Origin of the sequence: Vagococcus hydrophili (genome assembly GCF_011304195.1) — a bacterium.
GTDB classification, from domain to species: domain Bacteria; phylum Bacillota; class Bacilli; order Lactobacillales; family Vagococcaceae; genus Vagococcus; species Vagococcus hydrophili.
Genome location: NZ_CP049887.1, coordinates 554798 through 579953, shown reverse-complemented (window position 1 = coordinate 579953; position 25156 = coordinate 554798). Strand labels below are relative to the sequence as shown.

The 25156-nt window shown below is 34.0% G+C and carries 23 protein-coding genes; 15 read left to right on the top strand and 8 right to left on the bottom strand.

From position 1 onward, the window contains the following. Positions 1–34: 34 nt before the first annotated feature. Positions 35–2821 (top strand): isoleucine--tRNA ligase, encoded by a 2787-nt coding sequence (gene ileS, locus G7082_RS02705; RefSeq protein WP_166033668.1) that lies wholly within the window; start codon positions 35–37, stop codon positions 2819–2821. Between the two features lie 168 nt (positions 2822–2989). On the opposite strand, the gene zwf is transcribed toward ileS, so the two are convergent. After that, positions 2990–4504 carry a glucose-6-phosphate dehydrogenase gene (gene zwf, locus G7082_RS02700; RefSeq protein WP_166033666.1) on the bottom strand — a complete coding sequence of 505 codons (1515 nt, stop codon included), beginning with the start codon at positions 4502–4504 and terminating at the stop codon, positions 2990–2992. Positions 4505–4682: 178 nt separating this feature from the next. On the opposite strand from zwf, the gene G7082_RS02695 reads away from it, so the two are divergent. Then, positions 4683–5411 (top strand): acyl-[acyl-carrier-protein] thioesterase, encoded by a 729-nt coding sequence (locus tag G7082_RS02695; RefSeq protein ID WP_166033664.1) that lies wholly within the window; start codon positions 4683–4685, stop codon positions 5409–5411. 99 nt (positions 5412–5510) lie between these two features. Next, entirely contained in the window at positions 5511–6728 is a 1218-nt protein-coding gene (locus G7082_RS02690) for a pyridoxal phosphate-dependent aminotransferase (protein WP_166033663.1), read from the top strand. 56 nt (positions 6729–6784) lie between these two features. Here G7082_RS02690 and G7082_RS02685 read toward each other — a convergent pair whose 3' ends face one another. Further along, positions 6785–6961 (bottom strand): DUF2187 domain-containing protein, encoded by a 177-nt coding sequence (locus G7082_RS02685; RefSeq protein WP_166033661.1) that lies wholly within the window; start codon positions 6959–6961, stop codon positions 6785–6787. Between the two features lie 248 nt (positions 6962–7209). On the opposite strand from G7082_RS02685, the gene nagA reads away from it, so the two are divergent. Both nagA and G7082_RS02675 read left to right on the top strand, forming a co-directional pair. Further along, positions 7210–8361, top strand: a complete 1152-nt coding sequence (nagA, locus tag G7082_RS02680; protein WP_166033659.1) for an N-acetylglucosamine-6-phosphate deacetylase — start codon at positions 7210–7212, stop codon at positions 8359–8361. 66 nt (positions 8362–8427) lie between these two features. Then, positions 8428–9519 carry a M24 family metallopeptidase gene (locus tag G7082_RS02675; protein ID WP_166033658.1) on the top strand — a complete coding sequence of 364 codons (1092 nt, stop codon included), beginning with the start codon at positions 8428–8430 and terminating at the stop codon, positions 9517–9519. A 27-nt stretch (positions 9520–9546) separates the two neighbouring features. On the opposite strand, the gene G7082_RS02670 is transcribed toward G7082_RS02675, so the two are convergent. The 4 genes from G7082_RS02670 to G7082_RS02655 form a co-directional block, all read right to left on the bottom strand. After that, positions 9547–10152: a Type 1 glutamine amidotransferase-like domain-containing protein gene (locus G7082_RS02670; protein WP_166033656.1), complete on the bottom strand. Its 606-nt coding sequence runs from the start codon at positions 10150–10152 to the stop codon at positions 9547–9549. 64 nt (positions 10153–10216) lie between these two features. Next, positions 10217–10807, bottom strand: a complete 591-nt coding sequence (locus G7082_RS02665) for an AAA family ATPase (protein ID WP_166033654.1) — start codon at positions 10805–10807, stop codon at positions 10217–10219. Positions 10808–10992: 185 nt separating this feature from the next. Beyond that, positions 10993–11361, bottom strand: a complete 369-nt coding sequence (locus tag G7082_RS02660) for a hypothetical protein (protein WP_166033652.1) — start codon at positions 11359–11361, stop codon at positions 10993–10995. Positions 11362–11373: 12 nt separating this feature from the next. After that, positions 11374–12051: a DNA/RNA non-specific endonuclease gene (locus G7082_RS02655; protein ID WP_166033651.1), complete on the bottom strand. Its 678-nt coding sequence runs from the start codon at positions 12049–12051 to the stop codon at positions 11374–11376. A 155-nt stretch (positions 12052–12206) separates the two neighbouring features. Between G7082_RS02655 and G7082_RS02650 the strand changes: the two genes are divergently transcribed. Further along, positions 12207–12908: an ABC transporter ATP-binding protein gene (locus G7082_RS02650; RefSeq protein WP_166033649.1), complete on the top strand. Its 702-nt coding sequence runs from the start codon at positions 12207–12209 to the stop codon at positions 12906–12908. Positions 12909–12919: 11 nt separating this feature from the next. Next, positions 12920–15661: an FtsX-like permease family protein gene (locus tag G7082_RS02645; protein ID WP_166033647.1), complete on the top strand. Its 2742-nt coding sequence runs from the start codon at positions 12920–12922 to the stop codon at positions 15659–15661. Between the two features lie 56 nt (positions 15662–15717). Here the strand turns inward: G7082_RS02645 and G7082_RS02640 are convergent, their stop codons facing one another. Continuing rightward, positions 15718–16128, bottom strand: a complete 411-nt coding sequence (locus G7082_RS02640; RefSeq protein ID WP_166033645.1) for a hypothetical protein — start codon at positions 16126–16128, stop codon at positions 15718–15720. Continuing rightward, entirely contained in the window at positions 16113–16565 is a 453-nt protein-coding gene (locus tag G7082_RS02635) for a LytTR family DNA-binding domain-containing protein (protein WP_166033643.1), read from the bottom strand. Before G7082_RS02635 ends, G7082_RS02640 begins: the two co-directional genes overlap by 16 nt. A 398-nt stretch (positions 16566–16963) precedes the next feature. Here G7082_RS02635 and G7082_RS02630 point away from each other — a divergent pair, with 398 nt between their 5' ends. The 8 genes from G7082_RS02630 (at position 16964) to G7082_RS02595 (ending at position 25146) form a co-directional block, all read left to right on the top strand. Beyond that, positions 16964–19852, top strand: coding sequence for a MucBP domain-containing protein (locus G7082_RS02630; RefSeq protein WP_166033641.1), 2889 nt, complete (start codon positions 16964–16966; stop codon positions 19850–19852). A gap of 20 nt (positions 19853–19872) precedes the next feature. Further along, positions 19873–20184, top strand: a complete 312-nt coding sequence (locus tag G7082_RS02625; protein ID WP_166033639.1) for an LPXTG cell wall anchor domain-containing protein — start codon at positions 19873–19875, stop codon at positions 20182–20184. Beyond that, positions 20181–20933: a WxL domain-containing protein gene (locus tag G7082_RS02620; RefSeq protein WP_238842683.1), complete on the top strand. Its 753-nt coding sequence runs from the start codon at positions 20181–20183 to the stop codon at positions 20931–20933. The genes G7082_RS02625 and G7082_RS02620 overlap by 4 nt, the downstream gene beginning before the upstream one ends. 67 nt (positions 20934–21000) lie before the next feature. Continuing rightward, complete coding sequence (locus G7082_RS02615; RefSeq protein ID WP_166033637.1) at positions 21001–21807, top strand: WxL domain-containing protein; 807 nt, start codon at positions 21001–21003, stop codon at positions 21805–21807. Between the two features lie 295 nt (positions 21808–22102). Further along, positions 22103–23179: a WxLIP family cell surface protein gene (locus G7082_RS02610; protein ID WP_166033636.1), complete on the top strand. Its 1077-nt coding sequence runs from the start codon at positions 22103–22105 to the stop codon at positions 23177–23179. Between the two features lie 22 nt (positions 23180–23201). After that, complete coding sequence (locus G7082_RS02605; protein ID WP_166033634.1) at positions 23202–23870, top strand: hypothetical protein; 669 nt, start codon at positions 23202–23204, stop codon at positions 23868–23870. Positions 23871–23889: 19 nt separating this feature from the next. Further along, the gene (lepB, locus tag G7082_RS02600) at positions 23890–24480 is read left to right on the top strand and encodes a signal peptidase I (RefSeq protein WP_166033632.1); all 591 of its coding nucleotides are present in this window, start codon (positions 23890–23892) and stop codon (positions 24478–24480) included. 144 nt (positions 24481–24624) lie between these two features. After that, positions 24625–25146, top strand: a complete 522-nt coding sequence (locus G7082_RS02595) for an NfeD family membrane protein (RefSeq protein ID WP_166033630.1) — start codon at positions 24625–24627, stop codon at positions 25144–25146. Positions 25147–25156: the final 10 nt, after the last annotated feature.

The window sequence follows — 25156 nt, the reverse complement described above, 5'->3', positions numbered from 1 at the left end:
TTATATATTTTTTTTAAAAGAGAGGAATGTGTGTATGAAAACAAAAGAAACACTACATTTAGGTAAAACAGGTTTTCCAATGAGAGGCAACTTGCCTAACAGAGAAGTAGAATGGCAAAAAAACTGGGAAGAACAAAAAATCTATGAGCGTCGTCAAGAATTAAATGAAGGTAAACCAACTTTTATTTTACATGATGGACCTCCTTATGCGAATGGTAATATCCATTTAGGTCATGCGTTAAACAAAATTAGTAAAGACATCATTGTTCGTTCTAAATCAATGGCTGGGTTTAGATCACCTTATGTTCCTGGTTGGGATACTCACGGTTTACCAATCGAGCAAGTATTAACAAACAAAGGTGTTAAACGTAAAGAAATGTCACGTGCAGAGTATCTTAAAAAATGTGAAGAGTATGCCTTAACGCAAGTTGATACACAAAGAGAAGATTTCAAACGTTTAGGTATTGGTGGCGAGTGGGACAACCCATATGTTACTTTAACGAAAGATTACGAAGCAGCACAAATTCGTGTGTTTGGTAAAATGGCTGAAAAAGGCTATATCTATAAAGGCTTAAAACCAATTTACTGGTCACCATCAAGTGAATCATCACTTGCTGAGGCAGAAATTGAGTACAAAGATGTGAAATCAGCTTCTATTTATGTAGCATTCAAAATCAAAGATGGCCAAGGTAAATTAGCAGATGATGTTAACTTTGTTATTTGGACAACAACTCCTTGGACGTTACCAGCAAACTTAGCCATTACTGTAAATAAAGATTTTGCTTATGTGATTGTGGCTGTTGAAGGTAAAAAATATGTTGTAGCTAAAGATTTATTAGAGACAGTATCTAATGCGATTGGTTGGGAAAATCCTGAAATTTTAGAAGAATTCAAGGGTGAAATGTTAGAAAATATGACAGCTCAACATCCATTCTACGACCGTGAATCATTACTTATTTTAGGTGATCACGTGACACTGGATGCAGGGACTGGTTTAGTTCATACAGCACCAGGTCATGGTGAGGATGACTACATTGTTGGGCGTAAATATAATTTAGATGTGGTATCTCCTGTGGATAACAGAGGCTGTTTCACGGCTGAAGCTCCTGGATTTGAAGGGATTTTCTACGATAAAGCCAACCCAATGATTACTGAATTGTTAGAAGAAAAAGGCGCTTTGCTTAAATTAGACTTCTTTACACATAGTTATCCACATGATTGGAGAACTAAAAAACCAGTTATCTTTAGAGCGACTGCTCAGTGGTTTGCTTCAATTGATAAATTTAGAGATAATATTTTATCTGAAGTTGAAAAAGTGGATTGGATTATCCCATGGGGTAAAACACGTCTTTATAACATGGTTCGCGACCGTGGAGATTGGGTAATTTCTCGTCAACGTGCGTGGGGTGTGCCATTACCAATTTTTTACGCTGAAAATGAAGAACCAATCATTACACCAGAAATTATTGAACATGTAGCTAATCTTTTTGCTGAACATGGATCAAGAGTTTGGTTTGAACGTGAAGCCAAAGACTTATTACCAGAAGGCTTTACTCATCCAGGAAGTCCAAATGGCGAGTTTACTAAAGAAACAGATATCATGGATGTATGGTTTGATTCAGGATCATCACACGAAGCTGTCTTACGTGGTCGTGATAACTTGTCATTCCCAGCTGATCTTTATTTAGAAGGATCTGATCAATACCGTGGTTGGTTTAACTCAAGTATTACAACCAGTGTAGCGATTAACGGCGTATCTCCATATAAAGCTGTTATATCACAAGGATTCACTTTAGATCCTCAAGGCCGTAAACAAAGTAAATCATTAGGTAATACCATTGAACCAGGTAAAGTAACTAACCAATTAGGTGCTGATATCTTACGTTTATGGGTAGCTAGTGTGGATTATGAATCAGACGTACGTGTTGATATGAATACACTGAACTCAATTGCAGAAGTTTATCGTAAAATCCGTAATACGATGCGTTTCTTACTTGCTAATACATCTGACTTTGACGCAAAAGCAAACGCTGTGGCATATGACGATTTACGTTCTGTGGATAAATATATGATGATTCGCTTGAATCAAGAAATCCAAACAATTAGAGAAAAGGGTTATGATAGTTATTCATTCTCAACTGTGTATAAGAGATTAGTTAACTTCTGTAACAATGAATTGTCAGCTTTCTACTTAGACTTTGCTAAAGATGTGGTTTATATTGAAGCAGAAGATAATTACGATCGTCGTGCGATGCAAACTGTCTTCTATGAAGTGTTAGTGGCATTAACAAAATTAATGACACCAATCTTACCTCATACAGCAGAAGAAATCTGGGAGTATTTACAGGAAGAAGAAGAGTTCGTTCAATTAGCTGAGCTTCCAGGATTTACAGTTTACCCAGATCAAGATGAAATTCTAGATTTATGGAGTAACTTCATGGATGTTCGCGATAATGTCTTAAAAGCTCTAGAAGAAGCGCGTACTGAAAAATTAATTGGTAAATCATTTGAAGCTAAAGTGACTATCTTCCCAAGTGAACCAGTTAAAGTGTTATTAGAAGCTTTAAATGCAAACTTAGAACAAGTATTAATTGTTTCAGGTTTTGAAGTGGCTTCAGTTAATGCTGAGGTTTCCGAAAAAGCTGTTAAGTTTGATAATATGTCAGTTTTAGTTGAACGTGCAGAAGGTGAAACTTGTCAACGTTGTCGTGGGGTCAAAGAAGATGTGGGTAGTCATGAAAAATTAAGCAACCTATGTCACAGATGTGCAACGATCGTTGAAGAGAACTTCCCAGAAGCATTAGTGGATGGATTAGAGTAAAGAGGTTGTGACAGAAGTGTTCAGCTTCAAGAGATAAGAAGGAAATTACGAAAATTGCTTTTTAAATTTTTGTGATTTTCGGCTTATTTCCGAAGAAGCTACTTCTGTGACACCGTTTTGTTTGTAAAAGAGGGACTGTGACGTACTTATGTCACAGTCCCTTTTCTATTATTTAATTAAACCTTGTTCCTTATACCACGCATCTGGTTCCCAAACCCATTTGTGTCCATCTGATTCAAGTAAATCAAAGGCACATTTTGGACCCATTGAACCTGCTGGATAAGTAGGAATCGGAGTTGTTTCTTTGTCCCAAGTATGGCGAATGATATCTACGATTTTCCAAGAAGTCGCCACTTCATCCCAATGAGTGAAGTTTGTCGCGTCACCTTTAAGACAATCAAGAATTAATTTTTCATAGGCTTCTGGACTGTTGTCTAGGTTTTCTTGTGAATGACGATAATCAAGTTTCACGGGATCAATGTTAAAGCCGTCACCAATTTCTTTACCGTTAAGGGTTAATGAGAAGCCTTCTGTTGGCTGAATATAGATCGTTAAGATATTTTCAGGTAAATCAGCAGGATCATTACTTGCTTCTCTAAAAACGTTGATTGGTGTTGATTTAAAGACAATATTAATGCGAGTTCCTTTTTCTGTGAGGCGTTTACCTGTTCGAACGTAGAAAGGCACACCTGCCCATCTAAAGTTATCAATCATAAACTTAGCGGCGACAAATGTTTCCGTTTGAGAGTTTTCCTCTACACCAGGTTCGTCTTTGTAGCTAGCAAATGAGTTGTCACCTAATTTACCTTCAGCATATTGTCCACGAACAACTGCGTGTAAGACTTCTTTTTCATCGTAAACTCTGACTGCTTTTAGAGCATTGATTTTTTCAGTTCGAATCGCTTCTTCTGAAAAAATAGTAGGTGGTTCCATCGCAAGGAGCGAAACGACTTGTAAAATATGATTTTGAACCATATCTTTTAAGGCACCACTTTGATCGTAATAACCACCGCGCTCTTCCACACCTAAACTTTCAGCTAAAGTGATTTGGACGCTCTCAATGTATTTATGATTCCAAAGAGATTCAAAAATGTTATTGCCAAAACGAACGGCTGAAATATTTTGAACCATTTCTTTTCCTAAATAATGATCAATACGGAAAATTTGCTCTTCCTTGAAAGCTGCGCCTATTTCATTATTTAATAACTCAGCTGTTTCATAATCTGTACCAAAAGGTTTCTCGATGATTAGGCGACTAAAACCATTTTCTGTCATGATTTTTTCTGATTTTATATGTTTTGAAATTGTGCCAAAGAATCTTGGAGCCATAGCTAGATAGAACAAACGATTACCATCTAACTGGTATTCCTCATCTAAACGATTAGCTAAATCTCCTAATACTTGGTATTCAGCTGTGTCATTCACGTTATGTGCTTGATAGTAGAAGTGAGAAGTAAAATCTGTGATTTCTTGTTGTGTTGGTTGTAATGATTCAATCGACTCTGCTACGATTTCTCTAAAGTAGTCATCTGACCACTCGCGACGAGCTGTTCCGATGACTGCAAAATGTTTATTAATATTTCCTTTACGGAACAGTCTAAATAATGAAGGATAAAGTTTTCTTTTCGCTAAATCTCCGGTACCGCCAAATATAATAAATAACGCTTTGTTATCTTGTGACATAGCATAGCCTACTTTCTAATCGTAATATTCATTTTATATTTTACTTGTATTACTCAGACAAAGCAATCATAAGGGTTACAAGAGAGGAAGTTTCTTAAAAGTAAATTGGTAGCATGAAAGAGATTTTTTTTGGTATGATAGGGAGTATAACTAATAAAATAAAAAAGAGGTAAATAAAGTGGCAAAAAAATACACAGAAAAATACGTTATTCCTTCTTACGAATGTGATCGAAGTGATTATTTAAAAATACCAACATTAGTAAAAATTTTAATTCAAATTTCTGGTAATCAAAGTAAGTCATTAGGTGTAAGTGATGCTTATGTACATACGTTTGGATTAGGATGGATTATCTTGCAACATGATATTTCAATTAAACGTTTACCAGTAGCCGGCGAAACAGTAACTCTAGGAACAGAAGCTGCGAACTATAATAAATTTTTCTGTTATCGTAATTTTTGGATTTTAGACGAAGAAGGCAATGAATGCGTGACGATGGAAACAACATTTGCCTTAATGGATCTTAAAGAGCGCAAAATGGGTAGTGTCTTAGATGAGATTATTGCTCCTTTTGAATCAGAAAAAATTAAACGAATTAAACGTGGTGAGAAGGTATTACCAGTTGAAGAAATTACTCAAAGTAAAGAATACAGTGTGAGATACTATGATATAGATGACAATCAACATGTTAATAATGCGATTTATTTAGATTGGATGATAGATGTATTAGAGATTGATTGGTTAACAGAAAAACGACCTAGTAGTGTTTCGATTAAATTTAATAAAGAAATTAGATATGGTGAAGTCGTTACAAGCAGTTATCAACAAGACGAGGATAATACTAGTCGTCATCAAGTAACTGTAGGTGAGGATATTTGTGCAGAAGCTAATATAACATGGCATTCTTAAAATATAAATTTTAGTCATATTATTAAAAAAAAGTTGCAAATTGATGAGAGTAAGCGTATTTTAGAAAAAGAAACACAGATCACTTTGGGAGGACAAAGGATGAAATTTTATAATAAATCGTCAAAATTAGATCATGTTAGTTATGATGTACGAGGTCCTGTTTTAGAAGAAGCCGATAAAATGGTGAAACGTGGCATTGATATCATTAAATTAAATACAGGGAATCCAGCAGCGTTTGGGTTCAAAGCACCCAACGAAGTGATTGATGACTTGATTACGAATGCGAGACATTCAGAAGGGTATTCTGATTCAAAAGGAATTTTTTCAGCAAGAAAAGCGATTCAACAATATTGCCAATTAAAAGGCTTTCCAAATGTTGATATCGATGATATTTATACAGGTAATGGGGTCAGTGAGTTAATTACAATGTCAATGCAAGGGTTGATTGACAACGGAGATGAGATTTTAATTCCTATGCCCGATTACCCATTGTGGACAGCAGCTGTGACGTTAGCCGGTGGAAATGCGGTTCATTACGTATGTGATGAGGAAGCCGAGTGGTATCCAGATATTGCTGATATAAAAAGTAAGATTACAAGTCGCACAAAAGCGATTGTTTTAATTAATCCAAACAATCCAACAGGAGCACTTTATCCTAAAGAATTACTAGAAGAAATCGTGAAAGTAGCGCGAGAACATCAATTAATTATTTATTCTGATGAAATTTATGATCGTTTGGTGATGGATGGTTTAGAGCATATTTCGATTGCGACCCTTGCTCCCGATTTATGTGTCATTACTTTTAATGGGTTATCCAAATCACACCGAGTAGCAGGGTTTAGATGTGGATGGATGGTTATTAGTGGTGAAAAGAAACATGTGAGAGGCTACATTGAAGGCTTGAATATGTTGGCATCTATGAGACTATGTTCGAATGTCTTGTCTCAACAAATTATCCAAACAGCTCTAGGTGGCTATCAAAGCGTAGATGAGCTATTACTTCCTGGTGGACGGATTTATGAGCAACGAGAGTTCATCACAAACGCTTTAAATGAGATTCCAGGAATTACAGCAAAAAAACCAAAAGCAGCATTTTATATCTTCCCTAAAATTGATACGAAAAAATTTAATATTTTAGATGATGAAAAATTTGTTTTGGATTTTCTTCATGAAAAACATGTTTTACTAGTCCATGGTAAAGGCTTTAATATGCCAACACCAGATCATTTTAGGATTGTCTATTTACCTAAAGTAGATGAATTAAAAATGACCACAGACGCATTAGGAGACTTTTTACAAAATTACCGTCAAAAATAAAAAAAAAACAAGCTGACCCTGTTTTCAGCTTGTTTTTTTGTTATTCAAAGTTAAAATTAACCAACTTGTTGGCAAGTTTTTTTACTAACTACCAAACGTCCTAAATATTTTTCTTTTAATTCTGTTGTTGGATTAACAACAGCTAATAGGACTGAATTTTCGTATTCTTTTTCAATAATTCCTTCAAATTGGCTACCTTGCCAATCGAAGTTTACTTTACTATTAATTTCCAAAGGTTAGCGCTCCCATCTGTACTAAGTTATGTAACTAATAATGAATGTAACGAACGAATGAATGGCATAATTATAACATATTTCTGTATAAAAAAAGTCATTTAAACAAAATTAAATCAGAAAAATAGTCCGTATGTTCGATATCCAGTTATGAAATTTCATTCACATGTATTGTATAGACCAATCCTTGACGAAAAAAGCATTTAGTGATAGGTTTAAGGTAACAAATATAGAAGGAAGTTTTGACAATGAAAACAGTAATCTATGCAGATAAATTTTTCTTAACAAGTGGGACAGAAGGCCCTGGATTTTTAGATATTACAGATGGTATTTTTGGGAAAGTAACGAAAGAAAAACCAGAAGAAACAGAAAAAGTCATTGATTATACAGATAAATGGATTGCCCCAGGTCTAGTGGATACTCATATTCATGGGTTTAAAAATAATGATGTGATGGACGCAAATGCTGAAGGTATTAAGCAAATGTCTGAAGATTTATTGTCTTGTGGTGTGACGTCATTTTTACCAACAACGTTAACATCTAGCCGTGAACAGTTAACAACGGTTGCTAAAACGATTGGTGAGGTTTATCAAGATGTGAAGGGTGCGAAAATTCAAGGGATTTACTTTGAAGGACCGTTCTTTACAGAAGAATACAAAGGCGCTCAAAATCCTGGTTATTTCTCTGATCCAGATATTGACATATTCAATGAATGGCAAGAAGTATCAGGTGGAATTATCAAAAAAATCGCCTTAGCACCAGAGCGTGAAGGTGTCTCTGACTTTGTAAAAGAAGTGACTGATAATGGTGTTGTCGTTGCCCTTGGACATAGTAATGCTACATTAGCTGAAGCCAGCGAAGCGGTTGAATGTGGTGCCAGTGTCTTTGTTCATGCCTTTAATGGCATGCGTGGCTTAAATCACCGTGAACCTGGAATGGTTGGTGCCGCAATGAATTTAAAACACGTCTTTTCTGAATTGATTTGTGATGGACATCATGTGCATCCAGATGCGGCTAATATTTTAATGGAAAAAGCGGGACATGATCACATTGCCTTGATTACAGATTGTATGATGGCTGGTGGTATGCCTGATGGAGATTACATGTTAGGTGAGTTCCCAGTAACCGTTAAAGATGGAACAGCTCGTATGGCTGAAGGTAATTTAGCAGGGAGTATTTTAAGACTCAAAGAAGCGGTTAAAAATGTGGTTGAATGGGGAATCGCAACCCCAGAAGAAGCAATCATGATGGCAAGTTACGTTCCTGCTGTTAGTTGTAAAATGGACGATGTGTGTGGTAGTATCACTCGCGGACGCGCTGCAGATTTTATTGTTTTATCAGATGCATTAGATTTAGAAGCAACTTACCTAGACGGCGAGTGTCGTTTTCAAGTACAATAGTAAGTGTAAGAAAAAGTAGTTTGGGATTTTTCTCAAGCTACTTTTTTAAATTAAGGAGGTCGTAAGATGTATAAGGAAAGATTAGAAAATGTATTAAAAGAGATGGAAATTAGAAATATGCCCCAACTAATCGTTTCAGATCCGATGACCATTTTTTACTTAACCGGAAAAATGATCGAACCAGGTGAAAGATTAGCTGCGTTGGTTCTTAAAGAAAATAGAGAACATGTGGCTGTGATCAACAAATTATTCCCAATTCCAGCATCAGATTTAGGCATGCCAGTGGTCAAAGTGGATGATATCGACGAAGGAAAAGGCATTGGTGTGTTAGCTGATCAACTGAATCATGATGAAATTATTGCTGTAGATAAACATTGGGCAGCAGAATTTTTACTTGGCTTAATGAAAAAAGTTGGCAAAGAAGTGAGTCATTTTGCCTTAAGTTCAGAGATTACCGATGATGTTCGTGCCATTAAATCAGAAGATGAAAAACAAAAAATGCGTGAAGTATCAAGAGACAATGATACAGCTGTTGGTAAGTTGGCAGATTTAGTTCCTGAGAAATTAACGGAACTTGCCATGACTGAAAAATTAGCTACTATCTATAAAGAATTAGGTAATTCAGGCTTTTCATTTGACCCAATCGTGGCTTACGGTGCTAATGGAGCAGACCCTCATCACATGAACGATGATAGTATTGTAACGGCTGGTGATAGCATTATTATCGATATCGGTGGTATGAAAAACGGCTACTGTTCTGATATGACTCGTACATTTTTCTACAAAGAAGTATCAGATAAAAGTCGTGAAGTTTATGAGACTGTTCTTGAAGCGAACAAGCGTGCCATAGAAAAAGTAAAACCAGGAGTTACATTTGCTGAAATTGATGCAGCTGCTCGTGATTATATTACTGAAAAAGGATATGGTGAGTACTTTACACACCGTACAGGTCACTTTATTGGGATGGAGTGCCATGAAGCAGGAGATGTTTCAGGGGCAAATCATACAAAAGCCAAAGTCGGCAATATTTTCTCAATTGAACCAGGGATTTATGTGCCAGGTGAAGTGGGCGTTAGAATTGAAGATTTAGTGATTGTGACAGAAGATGGCTGTGAGAATTTAAATCACTATCCAAAAGAATTAACGATTTTAGGATAAATAAAAAGCTAAGTTAGGGACTACGCCTTAACTTAGCTTTTTTAGTTTATTATTTTTATAGGTTAAGACTTCATTATCGCGAAACGGGGTTAACTGGCAAACTTCTTTTTCAGTTACTAAAATAGTTTGAACAGCTTCATCTAAATATTCGTTCTCTAAATGAGGAACAGGAGAGATATCGATTTGATTTAATCCAGTATAATCAGCTAACTCAGGTGCCATACTTATGTCATCCATGTGCTTAATATAAGAGATATCTTTTGCCATAATAATAGAACCTGCTGATTCACCAATGTAAAGTTTACCAGCTTCAATATGTTGAATGATTAATTTGTCTAAACCTGTTTTTTTGAGTTCTTGAAGTAAATAAAAAGTGTTACCACCAGCGACATAGATATAATCAGTTTCGCGGACCAATGCTTCGTAATTATGCTTGTCTTTATCTAGAAGAGTCACGTGAGCTCCTAGAGTTTTTAATAGATTGATACCTTCTTCTATGTAGTCAGAATTTTCTTCAACCTGACTAGCAATATCAATAAAAACAATCTTTTTTCCTTTGATCGACTCTTGAGTAAATTCTTCTAAAAATTGATAACTATCTATAAATGATGAAGTTAAAAATAAATATTTCAAATAAAACGCCTCCTGAGAATGATAACTATAGTATAGCAATTAATGATGTCAGAATGTGACACTGTTAACGGGAGTCTAGTTTAAAATGATGAATAACTTTTGTGGCTACCTCTTCTGCTGAAAGCTTTGTGTTATTGATTGTTAGTGTAGGTATTTCTGGGAATAATTCCTTAAGCTTGGAATCATCAATTTCTAAACAGTGCTTATCAACACTGGTCAGAAGTTCATTTCTTGAAAATTCAAGATCTCTTTTTGAAGGCTTGGCTTTTAAACGATCTTCATGAGTATTTCGCTTTAAACGCGTCGCCATGTCAGCTTGCAGTGCCGCAAAGAAAACATCTTGATTTTCTGCCAGAAAGATAGCAGCAATTTTATGGAGAAACTCAATATCATAAGAGCTGCTAAAATCAGCAAGTACAGTAAAAATAATATTTTTAGTGGTATTCGTCTTAGGTGTCTTAACAAAACTTTCAAATAAATTAAAACGTGTGTCATCTGATAAACGGAAAGTCTCCTTGGTATAGCCTAAAAAATTAGCATAAATATCAATAGTTTGGTGATTAAATAATAATTTCCCATCGATTCTTTTTTCAAGCGCTTTCCCAATCGTCATTTTTCCAACAGCGTGCGGTCCGATTAAAACAATTAATCCCATTAAGCATTCCTCCTAAAAATTAATTAAATTGGAACCATTATAGCATAAGTTTATTTTTGAAACCTAATTTAAAAAAATCGGTTACTGCTGAGCAAGTAGAAAAACTCAAAATCAATCAAAAATGCTGAGTGGTTTTGAGTTCTTTTGCTTATTATTTGGATGTTTGATTTGTAAATTTTGTCTTTCTAACTAGCTAAAATATTACTATTTAAATTTTTTTCTTCTAACTGAATGAAAAAGTCAATAGAACTTAACTCAAAAAACTCACTATCCTTTTTATTTAAGCTATAAGGAATAACCAAAACAGAGGTGTCTGTAGCAAGAACATAGTCATTATCAATGGTTTGAGCAACAATCGCATAATCTTTAAGTTCCTCTTGTAACCAAATATCATCGTCTTTTAAAAATTCAAGATTTTGATAGAAGTTGCTTTCTATATTGGTTAGATTGAATAGTAGATACCCCTTATAATCTGATATTTCTTTTTCTTTCAAAAGAGTTAAGAAGTCTTTTGGTTCAGCTGTTTTAAGTTCAGTTTCTAATTCCTTAAACATCACGCAAACCTCCTATTTTTTATTTTCTATCGTAACATTGAAGTTAATTTTCGTATGTTTATTTAAACCCTTACCTTCCATTTGAACGGCAGTCGGCATACCAATGTCACCTTCGTAAATTGGTTTCACTCGGTAACGAATGGTTTCACCGTTATCAGCTGCTTTTCGGACCATGTTTTCATACTTCGTCATAAAAGGCGTATTCACAGGGTTTTGATAAAGTGTGACTAAATTTTTAGGATCTTCACCACTACCACCGAGTTGGCGACCAATTAAATGACCTCTTGAATGATTATTTGGATCAGTTCCTGAAATAAATCCTGGTGGTCGGATGTCCTGTTTAGCTCCCGTTCCAGTTCCAATCATAGCAGGTGTAATTAAAGCTTCAGCCGTTGTCGGGCGATCAAATTGATCGTATTCTCCGTAATGAATCCAGCCCTTTTTATTGTCTTTCATCTCTTCTTGAGTAAAAGTCGCATCCCCATGCTCAATCGGTCCCGGATTATCACCAGATTGGCTACTAGGTGCTTGAGTTGTCTTTTGACTGGTTGGTTTTGTGTTACCAGGTAGTAAAAAATCATTTAAAAAATCTGGTAACTGAACGCCTGCAAAAGCTAATCCTAAAAGAATAATTAAACCGATTAAAAGTGATGCCGGATGTTTTTGTTTATGTTGCTTCTTTTTTGCCATTGTCTTCCCCCTAATTTATCTACCATCATTATACGTGATAAAGAAAGTAAGAACAACAGTTCGTTTTATAGTTTTCTTCATAAAAAACGGATTTTATTTAGAAAAACCAATTTACTTTGATATAATTAGTAAATAAGAAAAAGTGAGGTGTCATGATGAGCTATGTAGAAGTGAAAGATGTATTTAAAAGGTATCATATGGGGGACAACGTGATTGTTGCCAACAACGGCGTATCATTTTCCATTGAAGAAGGGGAGTTCGTTGTGATTTTAGGACCTAGTGGAGCAGGAAAATCAACGGTTCTTAATATACTAGGTGGTATGGATAGTTGTGATGAAGGTCAAATTATTGTAGATGGTGTGGATATTGCTAAACATAATGCCAAAGAACTAACGACCTATAGAAGACTAGATGTTGGTTTTGTGTTTCAATTTTACAATTTAGTTCCTAATCTAACGGCAAGAGAAAATGTAGAACTGGCTTCTCAAGTTTCAACTAACGCACTTGATGTGGATGAGGTTTTAACATTAGTTAACTTAGATCACAGAAAAGCTAATTTTCCTTCCCAATTATCAGGGGGAGAACAACAACGAGTGGCGATCGCTCGAGCTTTAGCTAAAAACCCTAAACTCCTGTTGTGTGATGAGCCAACAGGTGCTTTAGATTTTGAAACAGGAAAACAAGTACTGAAAATATTAGAAGATACCTGCCGTAAACAGAAGACAACGGTCATTGTGATTACTCATAATTCAGAAATAGCTAAAATGGCAGATCGAGTGATTCGAGTGAATGATGCTAAAGTCAGAAGTATTGATTTAAATGAACATCCTATACCAGTAGAAGAAATAGAATGGTAGGAGGGATATGAATGAGTAAAAAAGCCTTAAGGAAATCCAATATTAGGGAGATTCTACAATCTAAAGCAAGATTTTTTTCAATTCTACTAATTATTTTATTAGGTGTTTGTTTTTATGCAGGAATCAAAGCAACAGGACCAGATATGATTCACACGGCAGATACTTATTATAAAGATCAGCAGTTAATGGATAGTAAAGTCGTCTCCCCCATTGGTCTTGAAAATAAAGAGTTAGAATTAGTGAAAGAAAATAAACAAGTAAAACAAGCTGAAGGTAGCTACACCATAGATGCTACAGAAAAAACCGAGAATACCGTCATTCGTTTGATGTCATATGACCAAAAACAACAACTAAATCAACCAAGATTATTGGAAGGAAAACTTCCTGAAAAAACTGGTGAAATTGCTTTAGATAATAGAGCTAAAGAGCTTAAAAAATATAAAATTGGTGATAAAATAACCATTCAAACAACAGAGGATAAACTAACAACAGAAAATTATGAAGTGGTTGGCTTAATTAATAGTCCTATGTATATTGATCAAGTTTCTAGAGGAAATACCAATGTTGGTAAAGGCTCAGTGGATATTTTTGGTATTGTCCCCACCACAGATTTTAATCTTGATGTTTTTACTGAGCTTTATGTGACGTATAAAAACACTGAAAAATTAGAAAGTTATAGTAAGACGTATGAAAAAAGAGTAAAAACCAATCAAAAAGAACTAAAAAAACAATTAGATTCATCTCAAAAAGAACGCGTTAAAACATTATACCAAGATGGAAAAGCCCAAATTCAAGAAGGAAAAGAACAACTTGAAACAGGTAGAAACCAATTAACGAATGCTAAACAGCAAATAGAAACGGCTAAAAAAGAGTTAAGTACCCAAAGTGAGCAAGTAACAACAGCTGAAAAAATGAGACAACCAGTTCCACAAGAGATGAAAGAAGCTTTGAAAACGTCTGAAAAAAGTTTAGCAGAACAAGAAGAAAAATTAAATTCAGAAGAAAAAACACTTCAAAGCAAACAAACTGACTTAGAGAAAAAGGAAGATGAAGTTGATTCTCTACAGGATATTAAATATGTTTATCAAGATCGGAATGTTAATCCTGCTTACACAGAATATAAAGACAACGCGGACCGTATTTCTTCCATTGCAACTGTCTTTCCTGTATTTTTCTTCATGATTGCTGCACTGATTTGTTTAACCACCATGACTCGAATGGTGGATGAAAAACGGGGTGAAATAGGCACGCTTAAAGCATTAGGCTACAGTAATTTTGAAATAGCTCAAAAATTTATAGTTTATGCGGTATTAGCTAGTGTGATAGGGAGTTTATTAGGACTTGTTATTGGTTTTAATGTTTTCCCATCAGTTATTTATAATGCATATGGCAGTTTGTATAACTTGCCACCTGTGATTATCACTTACTATCCAAGTTACTCAATCCAATCACTTGTAGTGGCACTTCTATGTACAGTGTTATCATCAATGATTGTTTTAAGAGTCGATTTATTAAGTACGCCTTCTGTACTAATGAGGCCTAAAGCACCAAAACCAGGTAAAAGAATTTTACTAGAAAAGATACCTTTCATCTGGTCAAGATTTAACTTTAATCAAAAAGTAACAGCGCGGAATTTATTTAGGTACAAACAGCGAATGTTAATGACGGTTTTAGGTATTGCAGGATGTATGGCAATGATTATTACAGGATTCGGATTAAAGGATTCAATCGGGGACATTGTTGATATCCAGTTTTCAAAAATTTGGCACTATGATGCCACAGTGGTTTATAACCCTGATGCTACAGAGGAAGAAACGAATAAGTATGAAAAAGAGAGAGATGCTTTAACTGTTTACGAGTCCCATTTAGTCTTATCTCAAAAAACGGTAGAAGTCTTAAATGATGGCTATAAAAAGCAAGAAGTAGTAGTGGATACACCAAAGGAAACAAAAAATCTCCATGATTTTATTACCTTTAAGGACCGTGCATCAGGTAAGTTATACTCTTTAGATGACTCAGGAGTTATTATTAATGAAAAATTAGGAAAACTGTATGGATTAAAAGAAGGGGATAGTCTGAAAATAAAAGGTAGTGGCGAAGATGAAAAGGAAGTTAAAATAAGTCATATCGTTGAAAATTATGCCATGCACTTTATTTATATGACACCTAAATTTTATGAGCAGACATTTGGTGAAAAGCCAAAGTACAATGTTGATTTGTTGACGTTTAAAGATAAGTTGAGTCAACAAGAGGAAGAAAAATTAGCTGAACAACTAATGAATACTAAAAAAGCAATCAATGTGAGTTTTACAAGCCAAATTGGTAAAGCGATGGATGATACAATGGGAAGCTTGAATATTGTGGTCTGGGTATTGATTGTTTCAGCGGCGATGCTTGCGTTTATTGTCCTATATAATTTAACTAACATCAATATTTCGGAGCGAATTAGAGAACTCTCAACCATTAAGGTGTTAGGTTTTTATAATAAAGAAGTGACGATGTATGTTTACAGGGAAAATAATATTTTAACAGTCCTAGGAATTTTACTGGGATGTGTCTTAGGAAAATTACTTCACGGATTTGTTCTCCAAACGGCAGAAGTTGATATGATGATGTTCCCACCAGACATTCATGGAATTAGTTATCTTTATTCGGCATTGTTGACGATCCTATTTTCTCTAATAGTTATGTTCTTTATGCACAGAAGATTAATCAAAGTGGATATGATAGAGGCTTTAAAATCCACAGAATAATGATAGGAAAAAAGGAAGAGATTGTGAGATGAATTCACAGACTCTTCCTTTTTTATTTAGGATAATAAATGATTTAATTCATTGGCTAGTTTTTTTGTTTCATGTTTTGAATAGAAGTAATAAGCAATTAAATGCCCGATAAACGTCAATAAAACAAAAAGCAAAAGATAAGGTTGAATGAATGAAAACATCTCTGGTGAAAAGAGATAAACAGCTAAACAGCCGAAAGTGACATTCACAAGAGTACTAATCGCAATATTTGTCCCTGCTTTTAGGGTAGCGTATTGCCAAAGATAAGGATAGAACACACCAAAGATGATTCCAAATAAAAAACCAATCGCTAGGATGTGCCAGAAAAAGTTAAAAGGAACCATTTTTTTGTGAAATACTAGTGTGGCTAAGAATGTAACCCAAACAGTAGAACCTAACGTTGTTTGAATGAATGATTGTTTTAATTGTTTGAACATAATAACCTCTCCTTAATTTGTTTAACATAGTGACGACTAACGATATAACTTGTTTGACTGTGAGTTAGAATTTCTAAACGAGCGTGTTTTTCAACTTGAAAAGATGTCACACACATTAGATTAATAAAAGTTGATTGATTAATTTGATATAAGTTGTGCTGATTTAAAAAGGTTAATTCTTTAATTCGTTTAGAGTAAAAATAACTCTCTTGATTTGTCAGAGTTACTTTAGATAAATGACCTAATGCTGTAATTGCTTCAATATCAGAGATGGCAATAATTTTTTGCCTATTATTGCTAGGTTGTGTGACAATCAAAGTTTGTGGTTGATTGAAATTTTTAGTTAATTGATTTAAAAATGACTGATTACTTGGGTGACTGATAATCTCAATCTCTTCTTGATTTTTTTCTTCTGAATACGTAATATTTAATTTCATGTGTCCTCCTCCTTACAACCCTAGAATAGCAAAATTAGTTTATCATGAAAATAATTTGTGGGTTAGTTGCAACATTTATTGAGTTAGTTACATAAAAAAATAATTTAAGTAAATTAGGCGTTAAAAAATGTATTTAAAACACATTATTTTATAAAAAATAAAATGGTGTCAATGAAAGGATTTTATAACGTTGAAAATTTAATTTTTGTTATTTATTAAAAAAAGGTTGTTTTTTAAACGTATAAATTTTATACTATGTTTATGCCTTGATAACAACACGTATATATTATTTTTATGTTGTTAGTGTCTATAATGATGTTTGATATGAGGATTATGTATACTTCTTCGTTCATAAAGCGTAGAATTTATATACAAAAAAGGAAGAAAGGAGAGCCTAAGTGAAAAGGAAAATATATAAAAAAAGGTTTTTGAAGTTTTATTTGATTGTTACGACAGTTATCTGTGGTGTGCTGCTTCAAAGTGTAACAGTTAAGGCTGCCCCCTCATTAGCTAATCTACCTGGAATTAAAGTCATCAACAATAAAACTGGAGAAGCAACAGATGGAAGTACAATATCTGGAGAGTATTCTACTCAGTTGAGGATATCACAAGATATGTATTACTCTTTTAGAGGAACAACAAATGATGCGAATAATAATAAGAACTATGCCCAAGCAAACGGAGCAAATAGTGTTAGATTTAATAAAAATATCATGTCCTCTACACCGAATAAAAATAGTTCCGTTAGATTAAATAGAGTTGCTATCTATCAAGGTGAATATATTGATTTAAGAATTAATCTAGGGTATAAAAATGGAAATAACAGTTCAACAGGTGATGTTCAACTATATGTGCCTTCTTACAAAAGTACCAAGAAGCAACAAGATGATAATTTCCTCCACTTTAGAAATGGTGGTGGTGGAAAAAACACAGATATTTATTTTGAGTATGAGTTTTTAAAATCAGGAACAGAAGTAAGAGTTAGCGACTATAAAGGTATGTGGAACTATCGTCGAGTTAATTCGTACAAGTCAGTTACAGTCAACGCTAATACTTCTCATCAGTTGTATGTTTACGATAATACATCTATTCAATATAGTACGAATCTAAATCAAATTACTGCTATAGGTACAAATGGAGCGGCTGAAACCCCGGATACTAACTTTACTAATTTATTAGATTTACGATATGGAGTATTTTATACTACTATGACAACCTTGAAAAGTAGTACCTCATATTTCAAATATGAATTAGATCCGATTACTAAATTAGAACTACCTTATCCAGAGATTATGGGTCACACTAACGAAGATCCTAAAAGTAATCAAGTAGCTTATACTGTGATACAAGACATGCCGATTCAAGCGAAACCTAATTTTTATCCTACCTCTTATGTTTTATTCGTAACGTTAGATAAAGCAGTGGATATTAACAACATTCAATACAATGTAAAAGATATCCAAGGTAAAACAGTTTCTAATGCTTTTGATTTAGCTTATAGGTCGCCGGAGACGAATCAAATAGGTTTTATTGTTAATAGTGGATTACTATCTAGTGCTGGTTTTGTTGATAATTCTTATCGAATCAATATCTCAGGACAAGTAAAATCAGATGTTAAAAAGTCAGAATATTATAACAATGGGTACTATGTTTTTCCAGCGAGTACATACTATAAGACGAATACTAATTACTCTGATTCAAGAAAAGCTGATGCCAGGCTAAAAGCAAGAGTGACTGCGACTCCTAAAGAACAGACTGTTGCACAGTATTCATCAACAACAGATTGGTCAAAATACGACGTTACAGATTTGTTTACTGACTTTGATGGTGCTTTTGAAGGTGATGAAGTAGAAATTAGTAATATTCAAAGCAAAGTCTTTTCTAACAAAGGGCAAGATAGTGTTGAGGTTACTTTAAAAGGTAAATCATCACAACTAACCGCCACTTTTACCGTCCCCGTAAAAGTTTTGGAACAAAGAAAAGCCCACATTCATTATGTAGATGAAAAAGGAAAAGAAGTAGCAAATGTTGTTGAAAAAACTGGATTTGAAACGCAAACTTACGATTACACAGATGAGATTAGAGATATTACTAATTACAAATTTGTAAAAGTGGATGAGACTAAAGGTAGTTCGATTAAAGGTGAATTTAATAATGGTTTAGATATCGACGTTTATTTAATATACCTTTTAGATAAACAAAAAGTAACAGTGAACCATGTAGATGAAACTGGAAAAGTGATAGCTAAAGAATCAATTACTGAATACGATTCAAACTCAGAGCAAACAGTGAATTCTTTAAAAGTACCAGGATTTGAAGTCACATCAGCAAAAGTTAATGACTCTAAACAAAGTCTTTCCCCAGACGGAAGTTTAAAAATTTCAGTTGAAGATAAACCTTTAATAGTTACATTTACTTACAAATCAGTTCATTTTGATTTAAAACTTACCGCAGATACAACAGGAGTTTCCCAAAGAGAAGATATAGCCTACACGTTACAGGTAAGTAGTGGAATGAAATATTCTGCTGAAATGATCAAAGATAATTATACAAATGTCAACCTGAGTATTTCAGTTGATCCAAAGCTAAAAGATATTAGAGATATTAAGGTTATTAACAGTCAAAATCAAGTCATTGGAGTTGGTCAATATACTCCAGAAACCAACGCAATTAAAGTTTCTTTAACAGAATCAGTTGTTAATAGTGACGATTTTAAAGTGAGATATATTGCTACAGTTAAAGAAGATGCTAAAACTGAAGATGTGATTGAAACTAAAGCTAACATGACTGCTTATTATATTGTTAACGGTGAATCAGTTCCAATTTCCCGTCAATCGAATGAAGTTAAAACCCCTATTTTAGGTGGTTTAAGTTTAATTTCAGCCCCCAAAACGATTGATTTTGGAAAGGTGACTTATCAAGCAAAAAATATGACAGTCGACAACCCCTCAATTGATGATCGATTAGTAGTTTCAGATACACGTGCTAAAGCAACAGATGGTTGGACTCTTTCCGCGACATTAGCATCCCCACTAATGTCAAATGGAGAAGAGTTAGCTGGAAAAGTTATTTATAAAACAGGTGATTCAGAATTAGAATTGTCTAGTAATTCTCAAAATATCTATGTACAAAAACAAGAGAATCAAAGCAAGGTTGACGTGACTGATACTTGGGGCACAACCCCACAAAGTGATGGCATTAAATTGAAGTTTAAAGCAAAAGATGAACTGAAAGCAGGAAGCTATGAAGGCAAAATAAGATGGACATTAATGGCAGGTCAGCCATAAGATACTGGGAGGTTATCAGAGTGAATAAAAAAATTAAATACCTACTACTTAGTATGTTAGCTTTTCTTTGCTTGACTAGTTTTCCAAACAAACAAACTGAAGCAACAGGTGCTGAAGGTGGTCAGGTTTCGGTTCCAGGGAAAATTACGTTCGAATTGGAAGAAAAAAAGAATGTTGATTCAAAGAAAATAGAAAAGACAAGTTTCAAAAATTTAGAACGTGTGTTACCTAAAACTGGAGAAAAAAGAAGTGACAGCAATACATTAGTAGGAATCTTTTTCCTTCTTCTAGTAGGAATTTTCTTTAAAAAGAAAGTTGGTGCGAAAGAATGAAAGAAAGATATTTAAAAATGAGTTTCGCAGGAACACTCATTATTCTCTCAATCATGTCAGTAACCAGTGCTTTTGGTGAATCAGCTACTTTGGATCAAAAAGGAAATGTCACGGTTGACGATTCAGGAAAAACAGAGATTGTTGATCCAGAAAAGCCAGAAGAGGTGATTGAACCAGGACCAAGTCCTTCAACTTCGGGCTCATTAAGAATCGATTATGTTTCTTCATTAGACTTTGGCAAGGTAAAAGTCACAGAAACCAATAGAGTCTATCCAACGTTAGCTAATAAAGTTGGAACAGAAGGTAAGTTGCGTGGAACGTTTATCCAAGTCAGTGATTTTCGAGAAAAAAGAACTGGTTGGTCCCTACAAGTGAAACAAGAAACACAATTTAAAACGGATACTTATGATGAGTTAACAGGAGCGGTTCTATCATTAGATAAAGGCTGGGCTAACTCATCTAGTTCAAATAACTCACCTTCTGTTACGAGAGATACCTTAGCTATTAATAATATTGGTCAAGTATATGAAGTCGCTCGTGCAGATGAAACTTCAGGAGCCGGCGTTTGGACTATTGCATTTGGTGCGTCAAAGGAGAATGACAAAAATCAACCAGTGACAATTGAAAATAATCAAAAATCAGGAAAAAGTGTCAATCAAGCCGTTAGTTTGAAAGTTCCAGATGCAACAAAAATTGTGGCAAAAGAATATCAAACAAAAATGACTTGGATTTTATCAGAAGCCCCGTAACTATGTTTAAAAAACTCTGTTAAAGAGATTTTAAAAAAATAAAGAATATTCTTAGGAGGAAATAATAATGAAATTTACAACAAAAAGTGCATCAGTACTATTAGCTATTTTAGCAGCATCAACAATCGGTGGAACAATCGCTTCAGCAGCCGATGCAAAAGAATTAGAGTCAACAGGTACAGTTATTGTCGATGGTGATGGCGATACAGGTGGACCAGATACAGATGGTAAAATTCCAGATCCGGAAAAAGAAGACCCAACAAAACCAACTGATCCAGAAACAGTAGATCCAAACCCAAACAAAGGACCACTTAAAGTAGAGCTTGTTTCAAAACTTAATTTTGGAAAAATCGCGCCAAAAGCTGGAGAAATTAAAACTAATGCAGCTCCAATCAAGACTGAGGCGGGTGACCGTGGTGCATTAATTCAATTTGCAGATGTTCGTTCAGATGTTTATGGTTACGTATTACAAGCTAAAATGAGTCAACAATTTACTTCAGGTTCTAACGTATTAAGTGGTTCAACAATTACTTATAACAACGGAATTGCAAAACCAGAAACAGATAATACCAACACACCTGGTTCTTTTGTAAAATCTGGTGATATTGTATTAGGTGCAGGTGAAGATGATAAAACATTTAATTCAGTGGAAGTCTTCAAAGCAGACGCAGCTAAAAAAGAAGGTAAAGGTCGTTATACGTTAGAATTTGGACAAAGTAAAGATTATCAAGCACCAACAGGCGTTATTGGTACAGGAACACCTGATACAGCAGACAAAGCTGTTCAATTAACAATCCCTAATAAAACAGCTTCTAACATGGCTAAAGGAACGTATGAGTCTAAAGTAACTTGGTCATTAGTAACTGCACCGTAAGAAATATAGAATTGAAGTTAAAATCAAAAAGCTAGTCCTTTTTTTCATCCAGTTTAAAGAATCTACTTTTTGAAAGATAACTATATTGAAGTTGTAACGAGATGTTTAACTTCACGAAATAAGACGTTAATCACAAAAATTTCATTGAATTTTTGTGGTTTTCGCCTTATTTTCGTAGAAGTTACTTTTGAAATATGGTTGGCTGCAAGATAAGGAGTTATAGTCAATTTTCCTAAACATTTGTAAGCGTTGGTAGAGTGATTAAAACGGAAGTAAAAAAATAAAGAGGTATAACATGAAAACTAATAATAAGAAAATAAGAATAATACTAGTAATGATTCTTTGGTTGTGCTCAGTAGTAGGTTTCAATCAAGTTCAAGCTGATGAAACACACAACGAGAATTCTTTTAAGTACAAAGTCATTTTTCCAGACAATCAAATGGAAGAAAATATTGGTTATTATCATTTAAAAATGAAACCTGATCAAGAACAAATTGTTCAGATTGAAATGACTAATCCAGGAACTAAAAAAACCGCTGTCGGCATTTCCTTAAATGGGACAAAAACAAATGCTAACGGTGTAATTGAATACGGAGATACGAGTATAAAAAATGATACGTCAGTGAAATTTGATTTCACTGACATTGTTTCGGCACCTAAAAAAGTAGAACTGAATCCAGGTGAGACAAAAACATTAGAAATAAAAATTAAGATGCCTAAAACGAGTTTTAATGGAGTTGTGACAGGCGGAGTCCAAATGATTCAAGAAGGACAAAATAAAGTTGAAAATAAAGGTGGTTCGATGGTATTAAATGAATACGCCTATGTTGTTGGAATGGTCTTGCAAGAAAGTGATGAAAAAGTAACCCCAAAATTGAAACTTAATTCAGTTAAAGCAGGCCAATCTAATTATAAAAATATGGTTTATGTTAACTACTCAAATATAGAAGCAGCATATGTTGATAATATGACCACTGAAGTTCAAATTACCAAGAAAGGCTCAGATGCGGTAATTTATGAAAGAAAACAAGCAAAAATGAGAATGGCGCCTAATTCGTTTATTTCATTTCCAGTAGGGATGAACGGAGAAAAAATGGAACCAGGTGATTATACAGCGACTATCTTGGTAACAGCAGATAACGGGATTAAAGAAAAATGGACAAAAGATTTTAAAATCAGTAAAGATGAGGCTGATAAGTTTAACGAGCGAGATGTTGGTTTAGAGCAAAATAAAGGGATTAACTGGCTATTCATTGGACTTATTGTCGTTGGCTTTTTTGCTGTCGTTCTTATTGTTGTGATGATCATGACAATTTCAAGAAAAAACAAACAAAAAAAAGCCAAGAAAAAGGGTAGCAAAAGAAGAAAGTAAAAGATAAATTTGGAGGGTCCCTATGAAAGATTTACAAATGATTTTTTTTGGCACTTTCGTTAGTAGTTTATTGTTATTATTACTCGCATTAACTTTTCTTACGCTATTTGTTATTAAGAAGCAGCAAGTAAAGAAAATTAAATCTGAAAAATTAAGAAGCAAATCTCAACGAAGAAAGCAAAAAAAGGAATTGGAGAGACTCATAAAAGGAAGTAAAAAAGCGCTAGTTACTTGTTTAGCTTTTTTACTTTTAGGTATCGGTACAGGTGGAGGCGCCTATTTCATATCTTATTATCAAGCGATTAATTTAAGTGAAAAAGATAAAGAATTAGTCACAAATGGTTACTACTTATTATCCGATTTTGAAAAACAGCTGAAAAATATTAATAAAGATGGGATGGATTTAAAAAAATCATCTCAAAACATTCAAAATTTAGGAGGTGCCATGGCTAGCTATAGTGGTTTAAAAGCTAGTAATTTGAATAAAGAAGCAGGCCAAATTAAATTAAATCGCTATTATAATATTGTAAAAGAGCTCGGTGTTAATGCAACGGGTCAATCTCAAGATTTTTTTGAAAATAAAGAATTAGTAGAAGAATTTTTAAAAGATATCAAGAAGGCACAAGGGTATCAAAAAGAGATTTTTAAATACTATAAAGTTGATGATGGGGCATTAAAAGCCAAAGAATAAAACTTTTAGGATGATATTTTTGAAAAAAAAGATAAGAAAAAAATCAAGTCGAAATCAAAGAATGAGGAAGAAATATCGAAAGCTAACAAATTTAGTTTTCGATATTTTATTAGGAATTAGCATAAGTTTATTCCTTTTTTTACTAGTTGGTCGAATTTTCTTTTCTATTCATAAAGTAGATGATAATTCGATGTATCCTCTATTAAAAAAAGAAAATAAGATGATTGTTCGGCGTGGGAAAACGAAAATTAATCGGTTCGATATAATTGCTTTCAAAAATGGTTCGAAAATTGAGTTTCGAAGAGTCATTGGTTTACCGAAAGAAAGAGTCAAGTACGAAGATGATTATTTGACGATTAATGATGAGTTGGTAGATGAAAAATTTATTATTGATCAGATCAATGAGTATGGAAAAAAAAGTGAGGTTTATACACGATCTAAGCAAGGTGAAAATGGGTTTCAAATGAATGAAATACCTAGAAATTATTATTTAGTTTTAGGAGATAATCGTCCGAATGCTACTGATAGTAGGCAATATGGTTTGGTGTCAAAAGACAAAATTATTGGAAAGAGTTCTCTTATGCTGTCTCCTTTAAGAACGATAAAGTAATAACAAAAAAAGTCATAAAAAACATTTTTGTGTTATTTTTGCTTTTTGTTAATCCTTTCATCCGTTTTTTACGAATTTACTAGGCTTTTATCTGTAATATTGGTAAAATAGTGTTAAGGTAATTAAGAGAGGAGTGAGGAAAAATTGGTAGCTGGTTACCCATTAGATACAATTTATTTATATGTTTTAATTGGCTGTACTGTTGTTTCTATACTGCTGTTTATTTTTGGTGATATTTTTGATTTTGATGGACCGATTGATCCGATGCTAATTGTTCCTTGGCTGGCGTTTACCTCGTTATTTGGGATTATTGGGGAGAAGTTTACTGATGTGACAAGTATCATTGTTTTTCTACTTAGTGGTGGTCTAGCTATGATCATTGTTTTCTTGATGAATTTCTACATCTTAGTGCCCTTAAAAAACTCAGAAGCAAGTATCGCTGTGACAGAGAAAGACTTAGAAGGTCGAAAAGCAACGGTGATTACGCCGATTCCACTAAAAGGAATGGGTGAGATTAAAATATCGAGTGTTACAGGTATTATTACCAGACCGGCAAGTTACTATGAACCACAAGAAGTAGAAGTTAAAGCAGGTTCTGATGTCTTGGTTATCGAAATTAAAGACCGTGTTTGTTATGTTGTACCCTATAAAGAAAATTTCATTTAATAAAGGAGAA